A 20,294-nucleotide genomic window follows, 5' to 3' on the forward strand; every position below is an offset into this window, starting at 1 on the left:
GGGGCTGCTTTGCAGCCCATTCGCAGCACAAAGCAGCCCCGCTACCTAAAACCCGCTCAACGCATCTCAGGCAGACGCGCCTCGGTGCGGACTTCGGTGGTCGCCAGCGCCTCTGGTGGCAACGAAATATGCTGTTTGCTCAGCAATTCACCCATGGTCGCCAGTACGCGGTAGCGCGAGAACTCTTCGGTATAACGCACCTCGGTGTAGCGACGGTCTGCGTTGTACAGCTCGTTCTCACTGTCGAGGACGTCCAGCAGGGTGCGCTGGCCCAGGCCGAACTGGTCCTGGTACGCCGCGCGCACACGTTTGGTGGTCTCGGCGTATTCACGCGCGGTTGGCAACTGCTTGCTGGCGTTGTTCATGGCGTTCCACGCCAGGCTCAGGTTTTCGGTCAACTCACGCAGGGCGTTGTTGCGAATGTCCAGTGCCTGGTTGATCTTGTGCGCGTCGGACTGCAGGCGAGCCTTGTCGCTGCCACCGCGGAACAGGTTGTAGTTCATCTCCACGCCAGCTTGCCAGTCGTTGTTGTTGTGGCCTTTCTCGCCGCCGGTGTTGTTGTTGGCACCGGTTGCCAGAATGGCGTCGAAGCGTGGGTAGAAGGTCGACTTGCCCACTTCGTACTGCTTCTCGGCGGCGTTGACGTCAGCCTGGGCAGACTTGATGTACGGGTTGTTCTGACGCATGCCATCGCGGGCTTCGTCGAGGGTGCCAGGCACCTCGCCCTTGATGCTTTGCGGGCTTTCCAGCTCGTCCGGGGCACGGCCGATCACGCTGAAGAAGTTGGCCTCGGCATCGGCCAGGTCGACTTCGGCGGTGTCCAGGTTGTTTTCCGCCAGGGCGCGACGTGCGCGGGACTGGTCGAGGTCGGCGGTGCTGCCGACGCCGCGCTCGTTGCGCAGGCCAATCTGGTCGTTGACGCGCAGGTGAGCTTGCAGGTTGTTCTTGGCCAGGGTCACCAGTTCACGGCGTTTGAGCACTTCCAGGTAGACCTCGACTGCACGCAGGGCGACATCCTGGGCAACGGCCTGGGTGTAATAGGCGCGCGAGGTAGAGACCGCCTCGGTGCGGCCTACTTCATTCGCGGTGTTGAAGCCGTCGAAGATCATCTGCCGCAGGCGCAGTTCGGACTGGGTGTAGTTGAGGGTTTCCTTGTTGTGGTTACCCTCGGCACGGGTCGTGGCATTGTCCGAGCGCTGGCGGCCATAACCGGCAACCAGGTCCACGGAAGGGTAGTAGCCACCACGCGCGAACTTCACGTCTTCATCGGCCGACAGCTTGCTGTTACGGTTGGAGCTGACTTGTGGGTGGTAGTCCACGGCGCTTTGGACAGCCTCGGTAATCGACATCGCCTGTACGTTGGCACTCGCCAGGGCCAACAGTAAAGCACTGGTGATGGGGTTCAAAACGCGCATGGTACATCTCCCTGATCCTGGAATTGATCCTGCTGTTCGCCAAAAAAATGACGATAAACGTATCGCGTATAGTGTTGCAGGTTTTTAACAACACAGCTAAGTACATTCAACGCGATAGATAAGAAGATTTATTCATATCAAATTGCCATATAAGATCGTTGTTGTCTAATAAGTGTGTATTCAAGGGCACGGAACGAAGGCGGGAAATGCCTCGAAAACCCATGGATACAAGGTCTACACGCGGTTCCAGAACTAATTCGGATAAAGAAGGTGTTGATTAGGCGAAAGCGATATTTGGCGACAAAATATTGTCACTTTGGCTTGTGCAGGGTTTTCAGCCTGAGCAGGTACAGGGTAACCAGTACGGCACTGGTCAGCATGAAGGTACGTGCCCAGAACAGCGGGACTAGGTAGCACGACAGGCCAATGCTGGCCCACATCAGGCCGATGGCGTAGACCTTGCCCTTGAGGGGGATGCCTTCACCACTGAGGTAGTCACGGATCCATGGCCCCAGCTTGGGATGATGGACCAGCCAGTGATGGAAGCGCGGCGAGCTGCGGGCAAAGCAGGCCGCCGCCAAAAGCAGGAATGGGGTGGTGGGCAATACCGGCAGGAATATCCCCAGCACCCCCAGCGCGACGCTGAGCCAGCCAGTGGCCAGCAGCAGGTAGCGCACAGGTAGCTCAGTGGTGGCGTGGCTTGAGCAGCGCCGGTTTTTCGTCAGGGGCGTGCAGCAGCAGGAACAGTGCGCTCAGTGCCTCGGGGATCTGCACGATCATGTCATCCTGCAGGTTGGCGTTGCTGGCGATATCGGCGAACTCTGGCTGTTCGTCAAACAACCCCGAACCCACCATGATCGGCAGCAGCATTTCGCTGACTTCTTCCTCGGCGTTTTCGAACCACGCCTCTTCCCGCAGGAACACGCCTTCCATGAAACCGATGCACCAGCCGCGCAGGTCGGAATCGTCCGGCTCATCGGTCAGGTCGAGGTCGCAGGGCAGGTCGAATTCTTCGTCGCTGGCCAGCTGGCGGGCAATGTGCGCCTTGAGCGCCACCAGAGTGGCCTCGATCTCGGTGCGCTGGGCTTCGCTGGCGTAGTGCGGCTCCTCGGCGAACAGGGCGTCGATCCATTCGCGCTCGGGCACGTCCTCGGCGTTGATCGAAAGAGCGGTGAGGTAGCCGTGTGCGGCGACATAGTCCAGCGCTTCTTCGTGCAGCTCGTCGGCGTCGAGGAAGGCTTGCAGGCGGGTCAGTTGCTCGGCGAAGGACATTACAGGGCTACCTTGGGGAATAAACGATAACGAATTCTAGCACCTTGCAGCGGCAGCGGGGCAAAGGGAACGTCTATCGCCGCGGTGCATGTGCAGCACGGTGCTGCGGTATACTTCACGATTTTTCATCCAGGGGCAGGTTTTAACGGCTGCCTGGCAAAAACCGCTTACGCATTTGGCGTGTGCGGGGCGGGTTTTTCGTCCAGCCTTTATCCAGGATGGTACGGCGATTTGGAGTTGCACATGCTCGAACAGGCTCAGCGCGTTCTCAAGGACATCTTCGGCTACGACAGTTTCCGTGGGCGCCAGGCAGCGATCATCGAATGCGTGGCCAATGGCGGCGATGCCTTGGTACTGATGCCCACCGGTGGCGGCAAATCGCTGTGTTTCCAGGTGCCGGGGCTGCTGCGCCCGGGCCTGACGGTGGTGGTATCGCCACTGATCGCGCTGATGGACGACCAGGTCGCCACCCTTGACGAGCTGGGTGTGTCTGCGGCCGCCCTGAACTCTACCCTGACGGCGGAGCAGCAGCGTGAACTGGCCGGGCGCCTGCGCCGTGGTGAAGTCAAGATGCTGTACCTGGCGCCGGAGCGCCTGGTGCAGCCGCGCATGCTCGACTTCCTGCGCGATCTGGACATCTCGCTGTTCGCCATTGACGAGGCCCACTGCGTTTCGCAATGGGGTCACGATTTCCGCCCCGAGTACCTGCAGCTGGGTCAGCTGGCCGAACTGTTTCCGCATGTGCCGCGCATTGCGCTTACCGCTACGGCCGACATGCGAACCCGCGAGGAGATCGTTCAGCGCCTGCACCTGCAGGGCGCCGAGCGCTTCCTGTCGAGTTTCGACCGGCCCAACATCTTCTACCGCATCGTGCCCAAGGAGGCACCGCGCAAGCAGTTGATGGCCTTTCTCGGCGAGCGTCGTGGCAACGCTGGCATCGTCTACTGTCTGTCGCGCAAGAAGGTCGACGAAACCGCCGCCTTCCTCTGCAGTCAGGGGTTCCCTGCGCTGCCGTATCACGCCGGCCTGGCCGCCGAGACACGTGCGGCCAACCAGCACCGCTTTCTCAACGAGGAAGGGCTGATCATGGTCGCTACCATTGCTTTCGGCATGGGTATCGACAAGCCCAACGTGCGCTTCGTTGCTCACCTCGACCTGCCCAAATCGCTTGAGGCCTACTACCAGGAAACCGGCCGGGCCGGCCGTGACGGCCTGCCCTCCGATGCCTGGATGGCCTACGGGCTGCAGGACATGGTGATGCTCAAACAGATGCTGCAGAACTCTGAAGGCGACGAGCGCCACAAGCGCATCGAGCAGCACAAGCTGGACGCCATGCTGGCGCTGTGCGAAGAAACGCGCTGCCGCCGCCAGTCGCTGCTGGCCTACTTCGACGAAACCCTCGAACAACCGTGCGGGCACTGCGACAACTGTGTCGACAACATCCAGACCTGGGACGCCACCGAGCCGGCCCGCCAGGCGCTGTCGGCGGTGTTCCGCACCGGCCAGCGCTATGGTGTTGGCCACCTGGTCGATGTGCTGTTGGGCAAGGACACCGAGAAGGTGCGCAATTTCGGCCACGAGAAGCTGTCGGTATTCGGCGTTGGCAAAGGCTTGGCCGAGGTCGAGTGGCGTTCACTGTTCCGTCAGCTGGTGGCGCGCGGCCTGGTCGATATCGACCTGGAAGGCTACGGCGGTCTGCGCCTGTCCGACAGCTGCCGGCCGCTGCTGCGCGGCGAGGTGACCTTGCAATTGCGCCGTGATCTCAAACCGCAGACCACGGCCAAAACCTCGTCGTCCAGCGGCGGCAGCCCGGCCAGCCAGCTGGTGCGTGCCGAAGAGCGCGATCTGTGGGAAGCGCTGCGTACCCTGCGCCGCAAGCTGGCCGAAGAACACAGTGTGCCACCCTACGTCATCTTCCCCGACTCGACACTGCTGGAGATGCTGCGCAGCCAGCCGGTCAGCCTCAGCGACATGGCCCAGGTCAGCGGTGTGGGGGCGCGCAAGCTGGAGCGCTACGGCCAGGCGTTCCTCGAAGTGCTGAACAGCAGCGGTGGCACCGACGAGGCACCGAAAGTGGTGCTCGACCTGCGCCACGAACTGGTCAGCCTGGCCCGTGCCGGCATGACCCCGGCGCAGATCGCCGGGCAGCTCAACTGCAGCGAGAAGAATGTGTATAGCCTGCTGGCCGAGGCGCTGGGCCGCCAGGAGCTGAGTCTGGACCAGGCCATCGACTTGCCGGAAGACCTGATGATGGAGGTGCAGGACGCCTTTCTTGATGGCGAGGGTGAGCTGCCACCGGTGTCGGCCATTGCCCCGCAGTTCGGGGCGCGGGTGCCGGAGGGCGTACTTTATTGCGTGCGCGCAGCGCTGGCGGCGGAATTCGAATTGTAAACGCATGCAGGATCGAAGGCAAAAGCGCAATCTGCTGACCTTTGTCATGCTTTTTGACGATTATCGAACGCGTAACCATGGCCGAGCCTTGCCTCGTGGGGCAGGGCATGGTTAGCTGCCTAATAATTAGATCTACTCCAATGAGTTCCTTATGCCCCTGAACGACAACCAACACCGCTTTGGCATGCAACTGGCCCAGATGTCCCGAGGTTGGCGTGCCGAGCTGGACCGCCGCCTGGCCGGGCTCAACCTGTCCCAGGCGCGCTGGCTGGTGTTGCTGCACCTGGCGCGCTTCGAAGACGCCCCGACCCAGCGTGAGCTGGCCCAGAGCGTAGGTGTCGAGGGCCCGACCCTGGCGCGTCTGCTCGACAGCCTGGAAGCGCAAGGGCTGGTGCGCCGGCAGGCGGTGCTGGAGGATCGGCGGGCGAAGAAGATCGTGCTGTGCCCGCCGGCCAAGCCGTTGATCGATCAGATCGAGACCATCGCCAACCAACTGCGGGTAGAGCTGTTTACCGGCGTGGACGAGGCGGACTTGCAGGTCTGCATGCGCGTGCATGCCAAGATCCTGGCCAACCTCGAAAAGTCCTGAGCTCCCCCCATCGTTGCAGGTGCAATGCAAGCCTCAGAAGGTGTGCCCAAGGTTCAGGTACACCGCTTGTTCATGCGCACTGTTGGCGCCGTAGCTGAAGTTCAGCGGCCCTAGAGGCGTCTCCAGCCCCAGGAAGATGCTCGCCGCATTGATGTACCCACTGTCGAATTCGTTGTCATTGTTCCACGCCCGCCCACGCTCCAGCGAGCCGCCGATGTACAGCGGGAAGTCCAGCGGCACATAGGCCCGTGGCGTCAGCCGGCGGTAATAGACTATGCGCAGCAGGCTCACGTTCTGCCCCGATACCGAGTCCTGGCGGAAGCCTGACAGCTCTCGCGCCCCGCCCATCACAAAGCTCGACGTCACCACTTCGGTGTCGTCCAGCGTGCGCCCGTAGCGCCCACCCAGTACGAACGTGTTCGGCCCGCTGCTGATGGCCTTGTCCAGGGTGAACAGCCACTGCCGGTAATCCTGGTCGGAGTCCAGCGACTTGTCGTATTTGCGCAAGGTGAGGCCGATATCCTCGCCATGGTGCGGGAAGTACACGTTATCGAGGGTGTCGAACGAGTACTTCAGCTCGTAGAAACCTTCGTTGAAACTGACTTTGGGCAGGTCCTGGTCGCCGATGCGCACCTCAGCTTCGCCCCAGGCCTTGCCCACGCCCAGGCGCACTTCACCGCTGTTGCCGATCTGCCGGCCTACGTTCAGGCCAAAGCCATAGCGCTCCAGGCGATACTCGGCGACCGGGTCGTTGTCCAGGGTGGCTTCGATGTTCTGCGAGCCCAGGTCCAGGTACGGCGCGATGAAGTAGCGTGAGCCCACATCCAGGGGTTGGTAAAACTCGCTGTACAGCGCTTGCTGGTCACCGATCTGGCCGCGGGTCAGCCATTCGGCGCCAAGGCTGTTGATGCCGTTGACCCGGTAGCTGGCGCCCAGGTTGAAAGCGCTGTCGCCGCGCAGGTCATCGGACAGGTTCAGGCCCAGGCGCAGGTAGTCCGTGCCGCCGCGTCGGCCCCGGGCGTTGATCACCAGGGTATTGTCGTTGCCCTTGTGCACCACGCGGTACTGCACCCTGTCGAAGTAGTCCAGGCCATACAGCGTACCCATGTCGGTCTGCAGGCGGCCCAGTTCCAGCGGTGCGTCGATTGGCTGGCGGATGTACGAGCGGATTACATCATCGCTGACCTTGGAGTCGTTTTCGATCCGGATTGCTGTAATTACCGGCGTGCGCTGGCGCGGCGAGCGGGCCACGGCCAGGCTGGCGTCGCCCTCGAGCTGGCGCAGGGTGGCCAGGCGTGGGTCAAGCAGGCGAGTGGCGCGGTAACCGGCGTCGATCATGTCGCGGGCACGGCCGAAGTCAGTCACGCCGAAGGCGGTCAGCGATGGCTGGATGAGGATGTCGTCGCGGTGCAGACTGGCCAGTTGTTCTTCGGAGTTGCGCCGGGTCATCAAAGTGATCGACTGATTCAGCACGTCGACCACCGTCAGTAATTGCTTGCGATCGCGCAGCGGGGTGCCGATGTCGACCACGATGGCCAGGTCCACGCCCATTTCGCGGGCCACATCCACCGGAATGTTGTCGACCATGCCGCCGTCCACCAGCAGGCGGCCGTCCAGTTCGACTGGGGCGAACACGGCGGGGATCGACATGCTGGCGCGGATTACCTGGGGCAGGTGACCCCGGCGGAACACGACTTTTTCGCCACTGGCGATGTCGGTGGCCACGGCGCGGAAGGGGATGGGCAGCTTGTCGAAGTCGCGGGTGTCGGCGGTATGCGCCAGTTTGCTTTCCAGTAGCAGTGACAAGTTCTGGCCCTGAATCACACCCAGCGGCAGGCCCATGCTGCCGTCGTCGCGAAAGCTGAGCTTCTGCTTGACCAGGAAGTCACGGTCATCCTGCTTGCGCCGGAACGGCACATCCTTGCGCGGCGGGGCATCGGAGAGCGCCTGTTGCCAGTCAAGGGTGGTCGCGAGTTTTTCCAGCTCTTCGACACTGTAGCCCGAGGCGTACAGGCCGCCGACCACCGCGCCCATGCTGGTGCCGGCGATGGCGTCGATGCGCACACCCTGTTCCTCCAGTGCTTTGAGCACGCCGATGTGGGCCAGGCCGCGGGCAGCACCGCCAGACAACACCAGGCCGACCTTGGGCCTGGCGGGTTCCGCAGCGATTGCCGTAAGCGAGGTGAGTGCGAGCAGAAAACAGAACAGCAGACGGCGCATCGTGACTCTCAAACCGTGGGCTAAAGACCGCTAGTATAAGCGGCCCCTTACCTGGAGATGTTTCACCATGGCTGACAACAAGCCGGAAATCGTCATCACCTATTGCACCCAGTGCCAGTGGCTGCTGCGTGCGGCCTGGCTGGCTCAGGAACTGCTCAGCACCTTTGCCGACGACCTTGGCCGGGTTGCTCTGGAGCCGGGCACCGGGGGTGTCTTCCGCATCACCTGCAATGACGTGCAGATCTGGGAGCGCAAGGCCGACGGCGGTTTCCCCGAGGCGAAGGCACTGAAGCAGCGGGTGCGCGACCTGGTCGACCCGCAGCGTGACCTTGGTCACAACGACCGCTGATCAGGCGCCCTCGGTCAGTGGCCGCTGCCTGGGCGGCTGCTCGGCAGCCAGGCGGCTGGACAGCACGATGGCGAAGATGATCAGCGCGCCGCCCAGCAGCATGCGCACGGTAGGTGTTTCGGCGAACACTGCCCAGGCCACGGCAATGCCGTAGACCGGCTCCATGCCGAACACGACCGCAGCGGTGCGCGCCTTGATCACTGCCAGGCTGGCGACGAACAGGCTGTGCGCCACCCCCGTGCAGAAAATGCCGAGCAGGGCGATCCACAGCCAGTCCAGGGTCGCAACGTCGGCCAGGCCGGGCGCCGCGAACGGTAGCAGGCACAGGCCCACCACCAGGTTTTGCCACAGTGCGGCCTGCACTGCAGGCAAACGTCCGGAGCCGGCCCGGTTGGTCAGTGACAGCAGCGAGAACAGCAGGCCCGAGAGCAGTGCCCAGAGCAGGCCGCCGGTGGCTTCGCTGGCCAGGTCGAATGCCGGTGTAACCAGTATCAGGCCGATGCTGACCAGCACGACCAAGACGGCTTCGTTACGGTGGATACGCTCGCGGAACAGCAGGCTTTCGAGGATCACCGTAAAGGCCGGGAAGCTGGCGAAGCCGAGGGTGGCGATGGCTACGCCGCCCACTTTGACGGCGATGAAGAAGCTGACCCAGTGGCCGGCCAGCAGCACACCACCGAGCAGCAGGCGGCGCGTATCCTGGCGGCTCACGCGTTGCCAGCCCGGGCCGGCCAGGCTGGCGAACAGGGCCAGGGCGAGTACGGCGAAGGCGGCGCGACCGAAGACAATGATCGCCGGGCTGGCGCTGGCGGCCAGTTTGCCGAAGACGCCGGTAAGGCCGAAGAACAGCGCGCCAATGTGCAGTGCGCCGAGGGCGGTGCGGTGGTTCATGATGGGTCCTTGATGAAGATCTCTAGAGGCAGTGCCGGCCCTTTCGCGGGTAAACCCGCTCCTACAGGTTGTGCCGGCCCTTTTGCGGGTAAACCCGCTCCTACAGGTTTTGCACAACCTTCAGGCGGGGGCATCTTGTAGGAGCGGGTTTACCCGCGAAAGGGCCGGTAAAGGCAAAGTCTAAAGCCTCAGGCGAACACGTTCTGTCGCAAGACTGCTGTCAGTTATCGCCAGACTCTCGCCGCAAAGCCAAAGGTGTACACCCGAACGCCCGTAGCATCGCCGCTGAAAAGGCACTTTGCGAGCTATACCCCACCTGCGCCGCAATTTCGCCCATCGGCAGCACGGTCTGCACGATTAGCCGCCGCGCCTTGAGCAAACGCCGCTGGCGAATGTAGTCCATCGGAGTCATCCCGCACTCAGTGGTAAAGCGCGCATGCAGCCGGGCACTGGACAGCCCGGCGATGCGCGCCAGGTCAGCTACCTGCAGCGGGTAAGCCGCATGTTGCTCGATATGCGCATCGAAGGCGCTGTAGGGCAGGCGCTGGCTGGCGTGCACGCTGGCTGCCGCCGTGGCGTTGAGGCTGGCCAGCAGCAGTGCCGCGCCTTGACGGGCAATCAGTGGGTCGTGCACGGGGCTGGTCGCCAGCCAGTCCACCAGTTGCTGCTGGCGCTCATCCAGGCTCACGGCGGCGGGGCGGTCGAGCAGGCGGCGGCTGGCATCGGCATGCTCGCCCAGGTGCTCGCGCAGCCAAGGCTCCCCTGGCACATCAAGCACCAGGCAATCACTGCCGGCATCGCTGGCGCACGTGTGATGAGCACCCGCCGGGACCACGATCAGCCCCTGGCGATCGATGCCGGCGCCATGCCCCTGGACCTCGAACTCCAGGCGGCCGCGCAGGCCGAACACCAGTTGCGGGTGTTCGTGGCTATGGGCGATCAGGCTGTCGCGGTAATGGCGCAGCGAGAGGATCGGGCCGGCGGTCATGGGGGCTTCCTCGCAGGGCAGGCGCCCATTGTGCCTCAATCCCTGCACGCCATCACTCGTCACTGTTTTGCCATGGCGCTGTCATGTACGCCTGCCAGTCTCCAGCAAACTGCGCCGGAGCCTGCCCATGAGCCATGCCGAACTGTCCCGCCCCTCGCGCAAGCAACGCGTGCGTACCCTGTGGATCTCCGACGTGCACCTGGGTACCCGCGACTGCCAGGCCGAACACCTGTCGCAATTCCTCAAGGGCTACCAGGCTGACCGCGTCTACCTGGTGGGCGATATCATCGATGGCTGGAAACTGCGCGGCGGGATCTATTGGCCGCAAGCTCACACCAACGTGATCCGCCGGCTGCTGACCATGAGCAAGCGCGGTACCGAGGTGATCTACGTCACCGGCAACCATGACGAATTCCTGCGCCGCTACTCAAAGTTGATTCTGGGCAACATTCAGCTGGTAGACGAGGCCGAGCACCTGACAGCCGATGGCCGCCGACTGCTGGTGGTCCATGGCGATCAGTTCGATGTGATTACCCGTTACCACCGCTGGCTGGCGTTTCTGGGGGATCGCGCCTACGAATTCACCTTGGTGCTCAACCGCTGGCTCAACCACTGGCGTGCGCGCTATGGCTATGGTTACTGGTCGCTGTCGGCGTACCTCAAGCACAAGGTGAAAGGCGCGGTGAACTTCATCAGCGACTTCGAGAATGCCATTGCCCATGAATGCACCCGTCGTGGGTTTCATGGAGTGGTGTGCGGGCATATCCATCATGCCGAGATCCGCAAGGTGGGTGAGGTGGACTACCTCAATTGCGGGGACTGGGTGGAGTCGTGCACGGCCCTGATCGAGCATTGGGATGGCAGCGTCGAACTGTATCGGCTGGCCGAAGCGCAGGCCGTGGCGGCGTTGCGCGAGCCGGCTTAGGGGCCGAGGGCAGAGTGCCGCCAAGCGGCCTCGGACGCTTACAGCCTGAGCTTGCCCAGCAGGATATCCCGGAACATCACGAAATCCCCGGCCAGGCTGTACAGCGGATAGGTAAAGGTCGCTGGCCGATTCTTCTCGAAAAAAAAGTGCCCAACCCAGGCAAAGCCATAGCCGAACACCGGCACGGCCAGCAGCAGCAACCATTTGCCACTGCCAATGGTGTAGGCCAGCAGCGCTATCACCAGGCTGGTGCCGACGAAGTGCAGGCGGCGGCAGGTGGGGTTGCTGTGCTCCCCCAGATAGTACGGATAGAACTCGGCAAAACTGCGAAACTGCGCTGTGCTGTTCATGGCAGTGCTCCGGGATTAATACTTCTGGACAAGATACACGGCGTGGAGCCTGATTCGAGTCTAGAGTGACTGACGGGGCCTACCAGTGACAATAGGCGCCAAATGAGTATCCTTGGGGTTCACCGCAGGAGCGGTTGGTAAAAGAAGCCTGTCATGAGCGAAAGAACAACGTCAGCCAGTTGGGCATCAGGGATCGTGAAGGCACTTGAACTGGAAGGGCTGGATTGCAGAGCCATGTTCAAGCAATTGGGGTTGGACTTTGCCGCCCTCGACGACCCCGATGCACGTTTTCCGCAAGACTCCATGACCCGCCTCTGGCAGCTGGCGGTGGAGCTGTCGGGCAATGAGGCCATCGGCCTGAACATGGCACGGGTGGTCCGCCCGGCGTCGTTCCATGTGGTGGGCTATGCGTTGATGTCCAGCCGCACCCTGGCCGAGGGCTTCGAGCGCCTGGTGCGCTACCAGCGCATCATCGCCGAAAGCTCCGACCTCAGTTTCGTCCTCGGTCCCGAGGGTTATTCGCTGATTCTGACCGTGCACGGTGACCACCTGCCGCCAACCCGGCACAGCGCCGAAGCGTCGCTGGCCTGTGCGTTGGCGCTGTGCAAATGGCTCAGTGGCCGGCCGGTCCAGCCGCGGCGGGTACTGGTGCAGGGGCCGCAGCCGAAGAATGTCGAGCCTTACAAGGTGGCGTTCCATTCGCCGCTGGTGTTCGGCGCCCCACATGATGCACTGGTGTTCGAGCGGGCCGACATGGAGGCGCCGCTGCCGACCGCGAACGAGGCCATGGCGGTGCTGCACGACCGGTTTGCCGGCGAGTACCTGGCACGCTTCTCCGAAAGCCGGGTTAGCCACCGCGTACGCCAGGTGTTGTGCCGCATCCTGCCGCAGGGTGAGCCCAAGCGCGAAACCCTGGCCCAGGCCCTGCACCTGTCGCAGCGCACCTTGCAACGGCGGCTGCAGGAGGAAGGCACCAGCTTCCAGACCTTGCTTGACGACACCCGCCGCGAACTGGCCGAACAATACCTGGCCCAGCCGGGCATGACCTTGCTGGAAACCGCCTACCTGCTGGGCTTTGCCGACCCCAGCAACTTCTATCGGGCGTTCCGCCGCTGGTTCGATGCCACGCCCAGCGAGTACCGCGCCCGCCTGGGCGCGGAAGGCGAAGTGCTCAGTGACGCCAGAACGCCGGCATGCACAACACCAACACCGTGATGATTTCCAGGCGACCCAACAGCATGCCGGCCGCCAGAATCCATTTGGCCGCGTCAGGCAGCGTGGCGTAGTTGCCCGACGGGCCGATCACTTCACCCAGGCCTGGGCCTACACCCGAAACCGTGCCGGCGGCACCGGTCAGCGCAGTCATCCAGTCCACGCCCAGCAGCGACAGCAGCAGCGCCAAGACACAAATGGTGATGGCGAAGAAGAACGAGAACGTCAGGATCGAACGCACGATGTCTTCATCGAGGCGATGACCGTTGTATTTTTGCTTGATCACCGCGCGCGGGTGAATCAGCTGGTTGAGGCTGGCCTTCAGCAGGATGTAGGCCACCTGGAAGCGGAAAATCTTGATACCGCCGGCGGTCGAGCCAGAGCAGCCGCCAACGAAGCCCAGGTAGAAGAACAGCATCAGCGAGAAGTTGCCCCACAGGCTGTAGTCCCCCAGGGCGAAACCGGTGGTGGTGACCACAGAGGTCACATTCAGCGCCACGTGGCGCAGGGCGTCGAGCCAGTGCAGGTTGGTGCTGTACCAGTACCAGGTGCCCAGTACCAGCCAGGTGACCACCAGCATGCCCAGCAAGCCTTGTACCTGCTGGTCACGAATCAGCGCCTTGCGGTTGCCGCGCAGGGTGGCTACGTAAAGGGTGAACGGCAGGCTGCCCATGATCATCACCACCACCGCCACCCAGTGCACGGCCGGGATATCCCATTTTGCCAACGACTGGTCGGAGGTGGAGAACCCACCCGTAGAGATGGCCGACATGGCGTGGTTGATCGCATCGAACGGGCTCATGCCTGCCCACCAGAAGGCCAACGCACCAAGGATGGAGAAACCGACGTAAACCGCCACGATCGACTTGGCGACCATGTGCGAGCGCGGCATGACTTTTTCCGAGCGGTCGGACGATTCGGTCTGGAACAGGCGCATGCCGCCGATGCGCAGCAGCGGCAGGATCGCCACCGCCATGGCGATGAAGCCGATACCGCCGAGCCAGTGCAGCATCGAGCGCCACATGAGGATGCCCGGTGACATGTTATCGAGCCCGCTGAGTACGGTAGCGCCAGTGGCGGTGATGCCTGACATGCTTTCGAAGAAGGCGTCGGTGTAGCTGATGTGCTGGGTCAGCAGGAACGGTAGCGCGGCGAATACGCACACCACCAGCCAGCTGCTGACGGTCAGCAGGTACATGTCGCGTGGGCGTAGGTGTACATGCTCCGGGCGCCCCTGCACCACCAGGGCCAGGCCGGCGATGAAGGTGATCAGGCTCGACCAGAGAAACGACGGCATGTCACCGGTGCGCTCGAAGATCACCAGGGTCGCCATGGGCACGGCCATGCCGACGGCCAGGGTAATCAGGAAGATGCCGATGATGAAACCAATGATCCTTAAGGTCGGCAACGCCATGTGATCTGCTCAGACTCGAAACGGAAGGGCGCCATTCTACCTATGGGTCTGGTGATGTAAACGCTAGAATGGCCGCACATTCAACTGCCAGGAGGGTAGCCGATGGAGGCTCTCGACGCATTGCTCAACCGTGTTTCCGTGCCACGCCTGACCGACCCGGCGCCCAATGCCGCCCAGCGCGAGGCGCTGTTCCAGGCTGCCCTGCGCGCCCCGGATCACGGCCAGCTGCGGCCGTGGCGTTTTCTTACCATCGAAGGCCAGGGCCGCGAGAAGCTGGGTGAGCTGTTCGCCGAAGCCGTGCAGCACAAGGGCGATGCCAGCCAGGCTGCACTGGACAAGGCCCGTGCGATGCCGCTGCGGGCGCCGTTGCTGATCGTGGTGGTGGCCAGGTTGCAGGACCATTTCAAGGTGCCCAAGTCCGAGCAGCGCCTGGCGGCGGGCTGTGCGGCGCACGGTATTCTGATTGCTGCGCACGCGCAGGGGATCGGCGCGGTGTGGCGTACCGGTGACATGGCCTTCGATGCCCATGTGCACAAGGGGTTGGGGTTGGCCGAGAACGAGGAGCTGATCGGCTACCTGTACGTCGGCACGCCGCTGACCGAGCCGCGGACAGCGCCGGTGCTGGAAACGGCTGATTTCGTCAGTGGCTGGGGTGAGTAACCTGGCCTCGGGCTGATTCAGGTATCAAGGCTTCCGGCCTCTTCGCGGGTGAAGCCGCCCCTACAACGGCATCCACATCCCCTGTAGGAGCGGGTTTACCCGCGAAGAGGCCAGGTACCTTTACACCCCATCAACTGCCTGTCGCTTCAGCCAGGGGCAACTCCAGCCTGGCCACAAACCCACCCTGTGGATGATTCTCCAGCACCAGGCTACCGCCATGGCGCTCCGCGGCCTTGCGCGCAATCGCCAGCCCCAGGCCATGCCCCGGTGCTTCCTGCCCTGGCGCGCGGAAGAACGGCTCACCCAGTTGCGCCAGGTGCTCCGCTGCCGCCCCAGGCCCATGGTCACGCACGCTGATTACGATGCGGTCCTGCTCGCGTGCGGCGCTGACCTCGACCGGCTGGCCCGCCGGGTTGAAGCGCAGGGCATTGCGCAGCAGGTTGTCCACGGCACGCTCGATCAGCGTTGGCCAACCCTGCAAGCTCAACCCCGGCTGCGCCTCCAGGCGCACGTCCTGCTCCGGTGCGCTCAGCAGGGCGTCCTTGCGTACGCTGCCGAGCAAGGCATTGATGTCGACGGGTTCGGCATGAGCCTGTTCGGCATCCACTCGGGCCAGGGCGAGGATTTCGCTGATCAGGTCTTCCAGGCGGTCGCACTCGCGGGTCAGGCGTGGCCACAGCGCTTGCCGCTGCTCAGGCTCGGCGCGTTCGGCCAGGGCCAGGGCAATACGCAGCCTGGCCAGCGGCGAGCGCAGTTCGTGGGACACATCGCGTAGCAGCTGGCGCTGGCTGCCAATGGTGCTTTGCAGGCGCGCGCCCATCTTGTTGAAGTCCTTGGCCAGCACGCCAAACTCGTCGCGCCGCGCTGCCAGCCGTGCCAGGCTGTTCTGCTGATAGGTGGTCTGGCCCAGATCGTGTACGGCGCTGCGCAGGCGGCTTAACGGGCGGGTGATGGACAGCGTCACCAGCAGGCTGAACAGGGTCAGCACGACCAAGGCAATGCCCAGGGCGCTGAGTGGCCACAGCAGGCTTTCACGGTGCCAGGCATCCAGCGCCGGGTGGGGGATGCGGTAGATCAGCAAGTAGGTTTCGCCGGTGTCGGGGCTGGTGTATTCCTCGGTCAGCCGGCGCCATGGCAAGCGCCGCTGGTCATTGTGCTGGCGCGCTTCGAAGGCTGCCGCACGGCGTGGAAAGGTACCGGGCACCACGGCCTCACCGCTATCGTCGAGCACCTGCACGTCGATCTTGTAGCGGTCCTTGCGTCGTTCCAGAAAGTGCTGGGCCGCCTCCAGGCCTTCCTGCTCATAGTGCTTGGCCCACTTGCTGGCCAGGGTATTCAGGCCCGGGTGGCGGCTGAGGATCCAGGCGTCCTGGTTGAGCATGTGCCCCAGCAGGATCGACAGGCCTGCGACCAGGGTGATGGCCAGCCAGAAACTGGCCAGGATGCGCCAGAACAGTGAACGCAAGTGCACCTCCTAAACGGGAAAAGCCCGGCCCGCAGTGATGCGGGCCGGGCACGGGGCGGACAGCTTACTGGGCCTTGGCGCCTTTTTCAGCTTTCCAGGCCTGGAACTCCTGCCACTCGGCTTTCTTGGCGGCGCGTTCTTTTTGCAGTTCGTCAAACTTCTTCTGCTGGTCAGCCGTGAGCAACTTGCGCACTGCGCTGTCGGTCTTGTCGCGGTTGGCTTGCAGTTCATCCTTCATGGCTTTCTGGTCGGCGGCCGGCAGCTTGGACAGGTAGCGCTCGGTAATGTCGCGGCGCTGCTGCATTTGCTCGCCCATCAGCTTGCCGATCTGCTGGCGCTGATCGCGGCTCAGGTCCAGTTGGTGGAAAGGCGCATCACCGCGATGATGCGGGCCGTCGTGGCGCGGGCCGCCGTCAGGCATGGCCATGGCTACGGTCGGCAAAGCGGCAGCGAACATCAGGGCGATAAGGGTCTTGCGCATGGTGTCTCTCCTTTCATAGGCCGGTGATTACCGGATGAGCACAGTCTAGGGAGATCACCGTCAAGCGCAGTCAGGGGATGGTAAAGGCAAAGTAAAGATGATTGGCCCGTGCAGGCCCCGCCTTGTGCCGCCAATGGGGCGCGCAGCGGCCCCGGCGTTTTTACAGGCAGTAGTAATAGCCACGGCTACGCAACGCCACAATGCGTGGCCGGCCATCGGCGTGGGGGCCGATCTTCTTGCGCAGGTTGCTGACATGCATGTCCAGGCTGCGGTCGTACAGGGTCAGCTTGCGGCCCAGGCCGATCTGCGCCAGTTCCTGTTTGTCCAGCGGCTCGCCGGGCTGGCGCAGCAGCGCTTCAAGAATACGGCTTTCGGACAGGGTCAGGGTCATTTCGCGGCCATCGATGCTGGCCACGCCCCGCGCAGGGCTGTAGACCAGGTCACCCAGCTCCATCTGGCTGGTTGTGGCGGTGGGGTGGCTGCGGCGCAGCACCGCGCGCAGGCGGGCAGTGAGCTCGCGCGGGTCGCAGGGTTTGGCCAGGTAGTCGTCGGCACCCAGTTCAAGGCCGAGAATGCGGTCCAGCGGCTCGCCGCGGGCTGACAGCATCAGCACCGGTAGCTCGGCATGCTCGCTGCGCAGCTGCTTGAGAAGCTCCAGGCCACTGCCGTCGAGCAACATCACATCCAGTACCACGGCAGCAGGGGCATGCTCGGCCAGGGCCAGGCGTGCGCTCTGCCCATCGTGGCAGGCACGCACGGAAAACCCTTCCTGGGTCAGCCAGCTGCCGAGCAGCTCGCACAGTTCCTGGTCATCATCAATCAGTAACAGCTCGCTCATGACTCACTCAATTCAACCATTGACGGCGGTTATTCGGCCCGCCAGTGGCAAAGATACCGCAGACTGATGGCCTGAGTATAACTGCTGGTGCCGCGTGGCCCTCTTCGCGGGTAAACCCGCTCCTACAGCGGGCTGTGTCCAACCGCCGACGTGTGTCCACCACCAAATCTGTGTAGGAGCGGGTTTACCCGCGAATACGGTAGCGGCGGCAACGGTGAACGGCGGGTGGAGATTGGCCGGCAGGCCCGGCCTCTTCGCGGGTGAACCCGCTCCTACGGGCGATGGCACAGATCCGAAGGTTTGTGTAGCGAAGAAGGCCGTGCCGTCTCAGGTCAAGGCAGCACTTGCTTGAACGGCTTGACCACAACCTTGTCGTACACGCCGGCTGCGATGTACGGGTCGGCATCGGCCCAGGTCTGCGCCGCCGCCAGCGATTCGAATTCGGCAACGATCAGGCTACCGCTGAAACCCGCTTCGCCCGGGTCGTTGCTGTCGATGGCCGGGTGTGGGCCCGCCAGCACCACGCGGCCTTCGGCCTTGAGCTGCTGCAGGCGTTCGATGTGCGCCGGGCGGGCAGCCAGGCGCTTTTCCAGGGAGTTTGCGACGTCGCTGGCGATAATGGCGTAGAGCATGTCAATCCTTGGGTTTGGAGGTAGAAGGGTCATCGTGCAGGTGGCGCGACAGGTACACGCCTTGCGCCACCAGGAAGATCACGGTCATGCCCAGGCTGCCGAACACCTTGAAGTCCACCCAGAAGTCCTGGAAGGTGAAGGCGACGAACAGGTTGGCCGCGCCGCAGAACAGGAAGAAAGCGATCCAGGCCAGGTTCAGGCGCGTCCAGATGGCATCAGGCAGGGTCAGGGCGTGGCCCATGATGCGCTTGATCAGCACCCGATCGCCGATGAAGTGGCTGCCGGCAAAACCCAGGGCGAACAGCCAGTTCACGACAGGAGCCTTCCACTTGAGGAAGGTTTCGCTGTGAAAGGTCAGGGTCAGGCCACCGAACACCAGGCAGGCGATCAGCGTCAGCCACTGGCCCTTTTCAAGCTTGCGCTGGCGCAGGAACAGTGCGCCGTACACGACCAGCGAGCTGATGATCAGCATGGCCGTGGCGCTGTAGATGCCGCCAAATTCGAAGTGATGGCCGGCGACTTCCATGGGGCGCGGGTCAAGCTTGTAGACGATGAAGAACAGCAGCAGCGGGATGAAATCGATGAATTGTTTCACAATGGCAGCCAGAATCGGGATGTGACGGCATAATAACAAACATCGATTCCAGCGAAAGCGCTCCTCCATGAATGTTGATCTGCACTGTCACAGCACGGCCTCCGACGGCGCCCTGTCGCCTTCGGTACTGGTTGCCCGGGCCCATGAACACGGGGTGCAAGCGCTGGCACTGACCGACCATGACACCCTCGAAGGCCTGCCCGAAGCGCGCCAGGCCTGCGTTGACCTGGGTATGCGCTGGGTCAGCGGTGTGGAGCTGTCTTGCACGTGGGGCGGCGCGACCATTCACGTGCTGGGCTATGATTTCCCGCTCGACGCACCGCCATTGCTGGCGGCGATTCAAGCGTTGCACCGCGGCCGCTGGCTGCGTGCCGAAGAAATCGACAAACGGCTAGCGGCCAAGGGCATGCCCGGCGCGCTTGAAGGCGCGCGCGCCGTGCAGCACGAGCTGGGTGACAGCGGCAACGCCCCGGCGCGCCCGCATTTTGCCGAGTATCTGGTGCGTGCCGGGCACGTCAAGGACCGTGGTGAAGCGTTTCGCAAGTGGCTGGGCGCCGGCAAGCTGGGCGACGTCAAGCAGCACTGGCCGACGCTCGACGAAACCGTTGCCACGCTGAGGCAGTCCAACGCCTGGGTGAGCCTGGCGCATCCCATGCACTACGACCTGACCCGCAGCAAGCGCAGGCGGCTGATTGCCGACTATATTCAGGCAGGAGGGCAGGCGCTTGAAGTGGTCAACGGGATGATGCCTGCCGAGCAAGTGGGCACTATGTCCATTCTTGCCCGTGAGTTCGGCCTGCTGGCAAGCGCTGGCAGTGACTTCCACGGCCCCGGCACCTGGGGCGAGATCGGTGCCTATCGGCCTTTGCCCGAGGATCTGCCACCTTTGTGGCGTCGATTCAGCCATGAACAGCCTTTGGCGCTATGAACAGGACGATTACGTGAGCCAATTTTTCCAGATTCATCCGGAGAACCCACAAGCGCGCCTGATAAAACAGGCCGTCGAGATCATCCGCAAGGGGGGCGTGGTGGTGTATCCGACGGACTCGGCCTATGCGCTGGGTTGCCAGATAGGCGACAAGTCGGCAATCGAGCGGGTGCGGCGCCTGCGCGGGCTGGACAAGACGCACAACTTCACCCTGATGTGCTGCGACATGTCGCAACTGGGGTTGTATGCCAAGGTCGACACCGGCACCTTCCGCATGCTGAAGGCGCATGTACCGGGGCCTTACACCTTCATTCTCAACGGCACGCGTGAAGTGCCGCGTCTGCTGTTGCACGATAAGCGTCGCACCATCGGGCTGCGTGTACCGGACCACGCCATCACCCTGGCCTTGCTGGCCGAGTTGGGCGAGCCACTGATGAGCGTCAGCCTGATCCTGCCGGGCGACAGCGAGCCGATGACCGACCCTTACGAGATCCGTGAACGGCTGGAGCACCAAGTTGACCTGGTGATCGATGGCGGGTTCGGCGACCTCAAGGCGTCGACCATCATCGACCTGTCCGGCGACGAGCCGGAACTGATCCGCGAAGGTTGTGGCGACCCCACGCCGTTCCTGGTCAACGCGTGAGCCAGCTGGAAGCGCCTGAGGCGCCGGCCGAACGGG

Annotated in this window: 21 protein-coding genes; 8 read left to right on the forward strand and 13 right to left on the reverse strand. The window is 63.3% G+C overall.

Features of this window, described 5'->3' with window-relative positions; translation table 11 throughout:
* Positions 1-56: 56 nt before the first annotated feature.
* The 3 genes from I8746_RS24120 to I8746_RS24130 all read right to left on the reverse strand — a co-directional run bounded on the left by I8746_RS24120 (position 57) and on the right by I8746_RS24130 (position 2,687).
* Positions 57-1,415: a TolC family outer membrane protein gene (locus I8746_RS24120; RefSeq protein WP_088513406.1), complete on the reverse strand. Its 1,359-nt coding sequence runs from the start codon at positions 1,413-1,415 to the stop codon at positions 57-59.
* Positions 1,416-1,726: 311 nt separating this feature from the next.
* Positions 1,727-2,092, reverse strand: coding sequence for a YbaN family protein (locus I8746_RS24125; protein ID WP_003254578.1), 366 nt, complete (start codon positions 2,090-2,092; stop codon positions 1,727-1,729).
* Positions 2,093-2,099: 7 nt separating this feature from the next.
* Positions 2,100-2,687: a YecA family protein gene (locus I8746_RS24130; RefSeq protein ID WP_010955200.1), complete on the reverse strand. Its 588-nt coding sequence runs from the start codon at positions 2,685-2,687 to the stop codon at positions 2,100-2,102.
* 243 nt (positions 2,688-2,930) lie between these two features.
* Here I8746_RS24130 and recQ point away from each other — a divergent pair, with 243 nt between their 5' ends.
* Both recQ and I8746_RS24140 read left to right on the forward strand, forming a co-directional pair.
* Positions 2,931-5,078, forward strand: coding sequence for a DNA helicase RecQ (recQ, locus tag I8746_RS24135; RefSeq protein ID WP_003254576.1), 2,148 nt, complete (start codon positions 2,931-2,933; stop codon positions 5,076-5,078).
* Between the two features lie 151 nt (positions 5,079-5,229).
* Positions 5,230-5,667 (forward strand): MarR family transcriptional regulator, encoded by a 438-nt coding sequence (locus tag I8746_RS24140; RefSeq protein WP_003254575.1) that lies wholly within the window; start codon positions 5,230-5,232, stop codon positions 5,665-5,667.
* A 33-nt stretch (positions 5,668-5,700) separates the two neighbouring features.
* Here the strand turns inward: I8746_RS24140 and I8746_RS24145 are convergent, their stop codons facing one another.
* On the reverse strand, positions 5,701-7,887 hold the full coding sequence (locus I8746_RS24145; protein WP_192907512.1) for a patatin-like phospholipase family protein: 2,187 nt from the start codon (positions 7,885-7,887) through the stop codon (positions 5,701-5,703).
* A gap of 67 nt (positions 7,888-7,954) precedes the next feature.
* Between I8746_RS24145 and I8746_RS24150 the strand changes: the two genes are divergently transcribed.
* On the forward strand, positions 7,955-8,236 hold the full coding sequence (locus I8746_RS24150) for a SelT/SelW/SelH family protein (protein ID WP_012051562.1): 282 nt from the start codon (positions 7,955-7,957) through the stop codon (positions 8,234-8,236).
* Here I8746_RS24150 and I8746_RS24155 read toward each other — a convergent pair whose 3' ends face one another.
* A complete protein-coding gene (locus tag I8746_RS24155) occupies positions 8,237-9,127 on the reverse strand; it encodes a DMT family transporter (RefSeq protein WP_003254570.1) in 891 nt (296 codons plus the stop codon). It abuts the gene before it with no gap.
* Positions 9,128-9,347: 220 nt separating this feature from the next.
* Positions 9,348-10,115: an AraC family transcriptional regulator gene (locus I8746_RS24160; RefSeq protein WP_003254568.1), complete on the reverse strand. Its 768-nt coding sequence runs from the start codon at positions 10,113-10,115 to the stop codon at positions 9,348-9,350.
* Between the two features lie 127 nt (positions 10,116-10,242).
* Between I8746_RS24160 and I8746_RS24165 the strand changes: the two genes are divergently transcribed.
* A complete protein-coding gene (locus tag I8746_RS24165) occupies positions 10,243-11,040 on the forward strand; it encodes a UDP-2,3-diacylglucosamine diphosphatase (RefSeq protein WP_003254566.1) in 798 nt (265 codons plus the stop codon).
* Positions 11,041-11,078: 38 nt separating this feature from the next.
* On the opposite strand, the gene I8746_RS24170 is transcribed toward I8746_RS24165, so the two are convergent.
* On the reverse strand, positions 11,079-11,390 hold the full coding sequence (locus I8746_RS24170) for a DUF962 domain-containing protein (protein WP_003254563.1): 312 nt from the start codon (positions 11,388-11,390) through the stop codon (positions 11,079-11,081).
* A 153-nt stretch (positions 11,391-11,543) separates the two neighbouring features.
* Here I8746_RS24170 and I8746_RS24175 point away from each other — a divergent pair, with 153 nt between their 5' ends.
* The gene (locus I8746_RS24175; RefSeq protein WP_010955193.1) at positions 11,544-12,605 is read left to right on the forward strand and encodes an AraC family transcriptional regulator; all 1,062 of its coding nucleotides are present in this window, start codon (positions 11,544-11,546) and stop codon (positions 12,603-12,605) included.
* On the opposite strand, the gene I8746_RS24180 is transcribed toward I8746_RS24175, so the two are convergent.
* On the reverse strand, positions 12,562-14,016 hold the full coding sequence (locus I8746_RS24180; protein WP_004576878.1) for a TrkH family potassium uptake protein: 1,455 nt from the start codon (positions 14,014-14,016) through the stop codon (positions 12,562-12,564). The genes I8746_RS24175 and I8746_RS24180 overlap by 44 nt on opposite strands.
* Positions 14,017-14,118: 102 nt before the next feature.
* On the opposite strand from I8746_RS24180, the gene I8746_RS24185 reads away from it, so the two are divergent.
* Entirely contained in the window at positions 14,119-14,676 is a 558-nt protein-coding gene (locus tag I8746_RS24185) for an NAD(P)H nitroreductase (protein WP_003254557.1), read from the forward strand.
* Between the two features lie 130 nt (positions 14,677-14,806).
* Here I8746_RS24185 and I8746_RS24190 read toward each other — a convergent pair whose 3' ends face one another.
* The 5 genes from I8746_RS24190 to I8746_RS24210 all read right to left on the reverse strand — a co-directional run bounded on the left by I8746_RS24190 (position 14,807) and on the right by I8746_RS24210 (position 18,687).
* Positions 14,807-16,147, reverse strand: coding sequence for a HAMP domain-containing sensor histidine kinase (locus tag I8746_RS24190; RefSeq protein ID WP_012051566.1), 1,341 nt, complete (start codon positions 16,145-16,147; stop codon positions 14,807-14,809).
* Between the two features lie 58 nt (positions 16,148-16,205).
* Positions 16,206-16,622, reverse strand: coding sequence for a Spy/CpxP family protein refolding chaperone (locus I8746_RS24195; RefSeq protein WP_003254553.1), 417 nt, complete (start codon positions 16,620-16,622; stop codon positions 16,206-16,208).
* A gap of 160 nt (positions 16,623-16,782) precedes the next feature.
* Positions 16,783-17,460: a response regulator transcription factor gene (locus I8746_RS24200; protein ID WP_221101120.1), complete on the reverse strand. Its 678-nt coding sequence runs from the start codon at positions 17,458-17,460 to the stop codon at positions 16,783-16,785.
* A 332-nt stretch (positions 17,461-17,792) separates the two neighbouring features.
* Positions 17,793-18,092, reverse strand: a complete 300-nt coding sequence (locus I8746_RS24205; RefSeq protein WP_003254549.1) for a YciI family protein — start codon at positions 18,090-18,092, stop codon at positions 17,793-17,795.
* Between the two features lies 1 nt (position 18,093).
* Positions 18,094-18,687 carry a septation protein A gene (locus I8746_RS24210; RefSeq protein WP_010955188.1) on the reverse strand — a complete coding sequence of 198 codons (594 nt, stop codon included), beginning with the start codon at positions 18,685-18,687 and terminating at the stop codon, positions 18,094-18,096.
* 67 nt (positions 18,688-18,754) lie between these two features.
* On the opposite strand from I8746_RS24210, the gene I8746_RS24215 reads away from it, so the two are divergent.
* Together I8746_RS24215 and I8746_RS24220 are read left to right on the forward strand one after the other, a co-directional pair.
* Positions 18,755-19,615 carry a PHP domain-containing protein gene (locus tag I8746_RS24215; RefSeq protein WP_012051568.1) on the forward strand — a complete coding sequence of 287 codons (861 nt, stop codon included), beginning with the start codon at positions 18,755-18,757 and terminating at the stop codon, positions 19,613-19,615.
* 13 nt (positions 19,616-19,628) lie between these two features.
* Positions 19,629-20,258: an L-threonylcarbamoyladenylate synthase gene (locus I8746_RS24220; RefSeq protein WP_221101121.1), complete on the forward strand. Its 630-nt coding sequence runs from the start codon at positions 19,629-19,631 to the stop codon at positions 20,256-20,258.
* Positions 20,259-20,294: the final 36 nt, after the last annotated feature.

This window comes from Pseudomonas sp. USTB-Z (assembly GCF_019691255.1).
GTDB lineage: Bacteria > Pseudomonadota > Gammaproteobacteria > Pseudomonadales > Pseudomonadaceae > Aquipseudomonas > Aquipseudomonas alloputida.

What these genes read in the sequence shown, in the direction of transcription:
- I8746_RS24120 (WP_088513406.1), bottom strand. Translation starts at nt 1,415, where the DNA reads ATGCGCGTTTTGAACCCCATCACCAGTGCTTTACTGTTGGCCCTGGCG.
- I8746_RS24130 (WP_010955200.1), bottom strand. Translation starts at nt 2,687, where the DNA reads ATGTCCTTCGCCGAGCAACTGACCCGCCTGCAAGCCTTCCTCGACGCC.
- recQ (WP_003254576.1), top strand. Translation starts at nt 2,931, where the DNA reads ATGCTCGAACAGGCTCAGCGCGTTCTCAAGGACATCTTCGGCTACGAC.
- I8746_RS24140 (WP_003254575.1), top strand. Translation starts at nt 5,230, where the DNA reads ATGCCCCTGAACGACAACCAACACCGCTTTGGCATGCAACTGGCCCAG.
- I8746_RS24145 (WP_192907512.1), bottom strand. Translation starts at nt 7,887, where the DNA reads ATGCGCCGTCTGCTGTTCTGTTTTCTGCTCGCACTCACCTCGCTTACG.
- I8746_RS24150 (WP_012051562.1), top strand. Translation starts at nt 7,955, where the DNA reads ATGGCTGACAACAAGCCGGAAATCGTCATCACCTATTGCACCCAGTGC.
- I8746_RS24155 (WP_003254570.1), bottom strand. Translation starts at nt 9,127, where the DNA reads ATGAACCACCGCACCGCCCTCGGCGCACTGCACATTGGCGCGCTGTTC.
- I8746_RS24160 (WP_003254568.1), bottom strand. Translation starts at nt 10,115, where the DNA reads ATGACCGCCGGCCCGATCCTCTCGCTGCGCCATTACCGCGACAGCCTG.
- I8746_RS24165 (WP_003254566.1), top strand. Translation starts at nt 10,243, where the DNA reads ATGAGCCATGCCGAACTGTCCCGCCCCTCGCGCAAGCAACGCGTGCGT.
- I8746_RS24170 (WP_003254563.1), bottom strand. Translation starts at nt 11,390, where the DNA reads ATGAACAGCACAGCGCAGTTTCGCAGTTTTGCCGAGTTCTATCCGTAC.
- I8746_RS24175 (WP_010955193.1), top strand. Translation starts at nt 11,544, where the DNA reads ATGAGCGAAAGAACAACGTCAGCCAGTTGGGCATCAGGGATCGTGAAG.
- I8746_RS24180 (WP_004576878.1), bottom strand. Translation starts at nt 14,016, where the DNA reads ATGGCGTTGCCGACCTTAAGGATCATTGGTTTCATCATCGGCATCTTC.
- I8746_RS24185 (WP_003254557.1), top strand. Translation starts at nt 14,119, where the DNA reads ATGGAGGCTCTCGACGCATTGCTCAACCGTGTTTCCGTGCCACGCCTG.
- I8746_RS24195 (WP_003254553.1), bottom strand. Translation starts at nt 16,622, where the DNA reads ATGCGCAAGACCCTTATCGCCCTGATGTTCGCTGCCGCTTTGCCGACC.
- I8746_RS24200 (WP_221101120.1), bottom strand. Translation starts at nt 17,460, where the DNA reads ATGAGCGAGCTGTTACTGATTGATGATGACCAGGAACTGTGCGAGCTG.
- I8746_RS24205 (WP_003254549.1), bottom strand. Translation starts at nt 18,092, where the DNA reads ATGCTCTACGCCATTATCGCCAGCGACGTCGCAAACTCCCTGGAAAAG.
- I8746_RS24215 (WP_012051568.1), top strand. Translation starts at nt 18,755, where the DNA reads ATGAATGTTGATCTGCACTGTCACAGCACGGCCTCCGACGGCGCCCTG.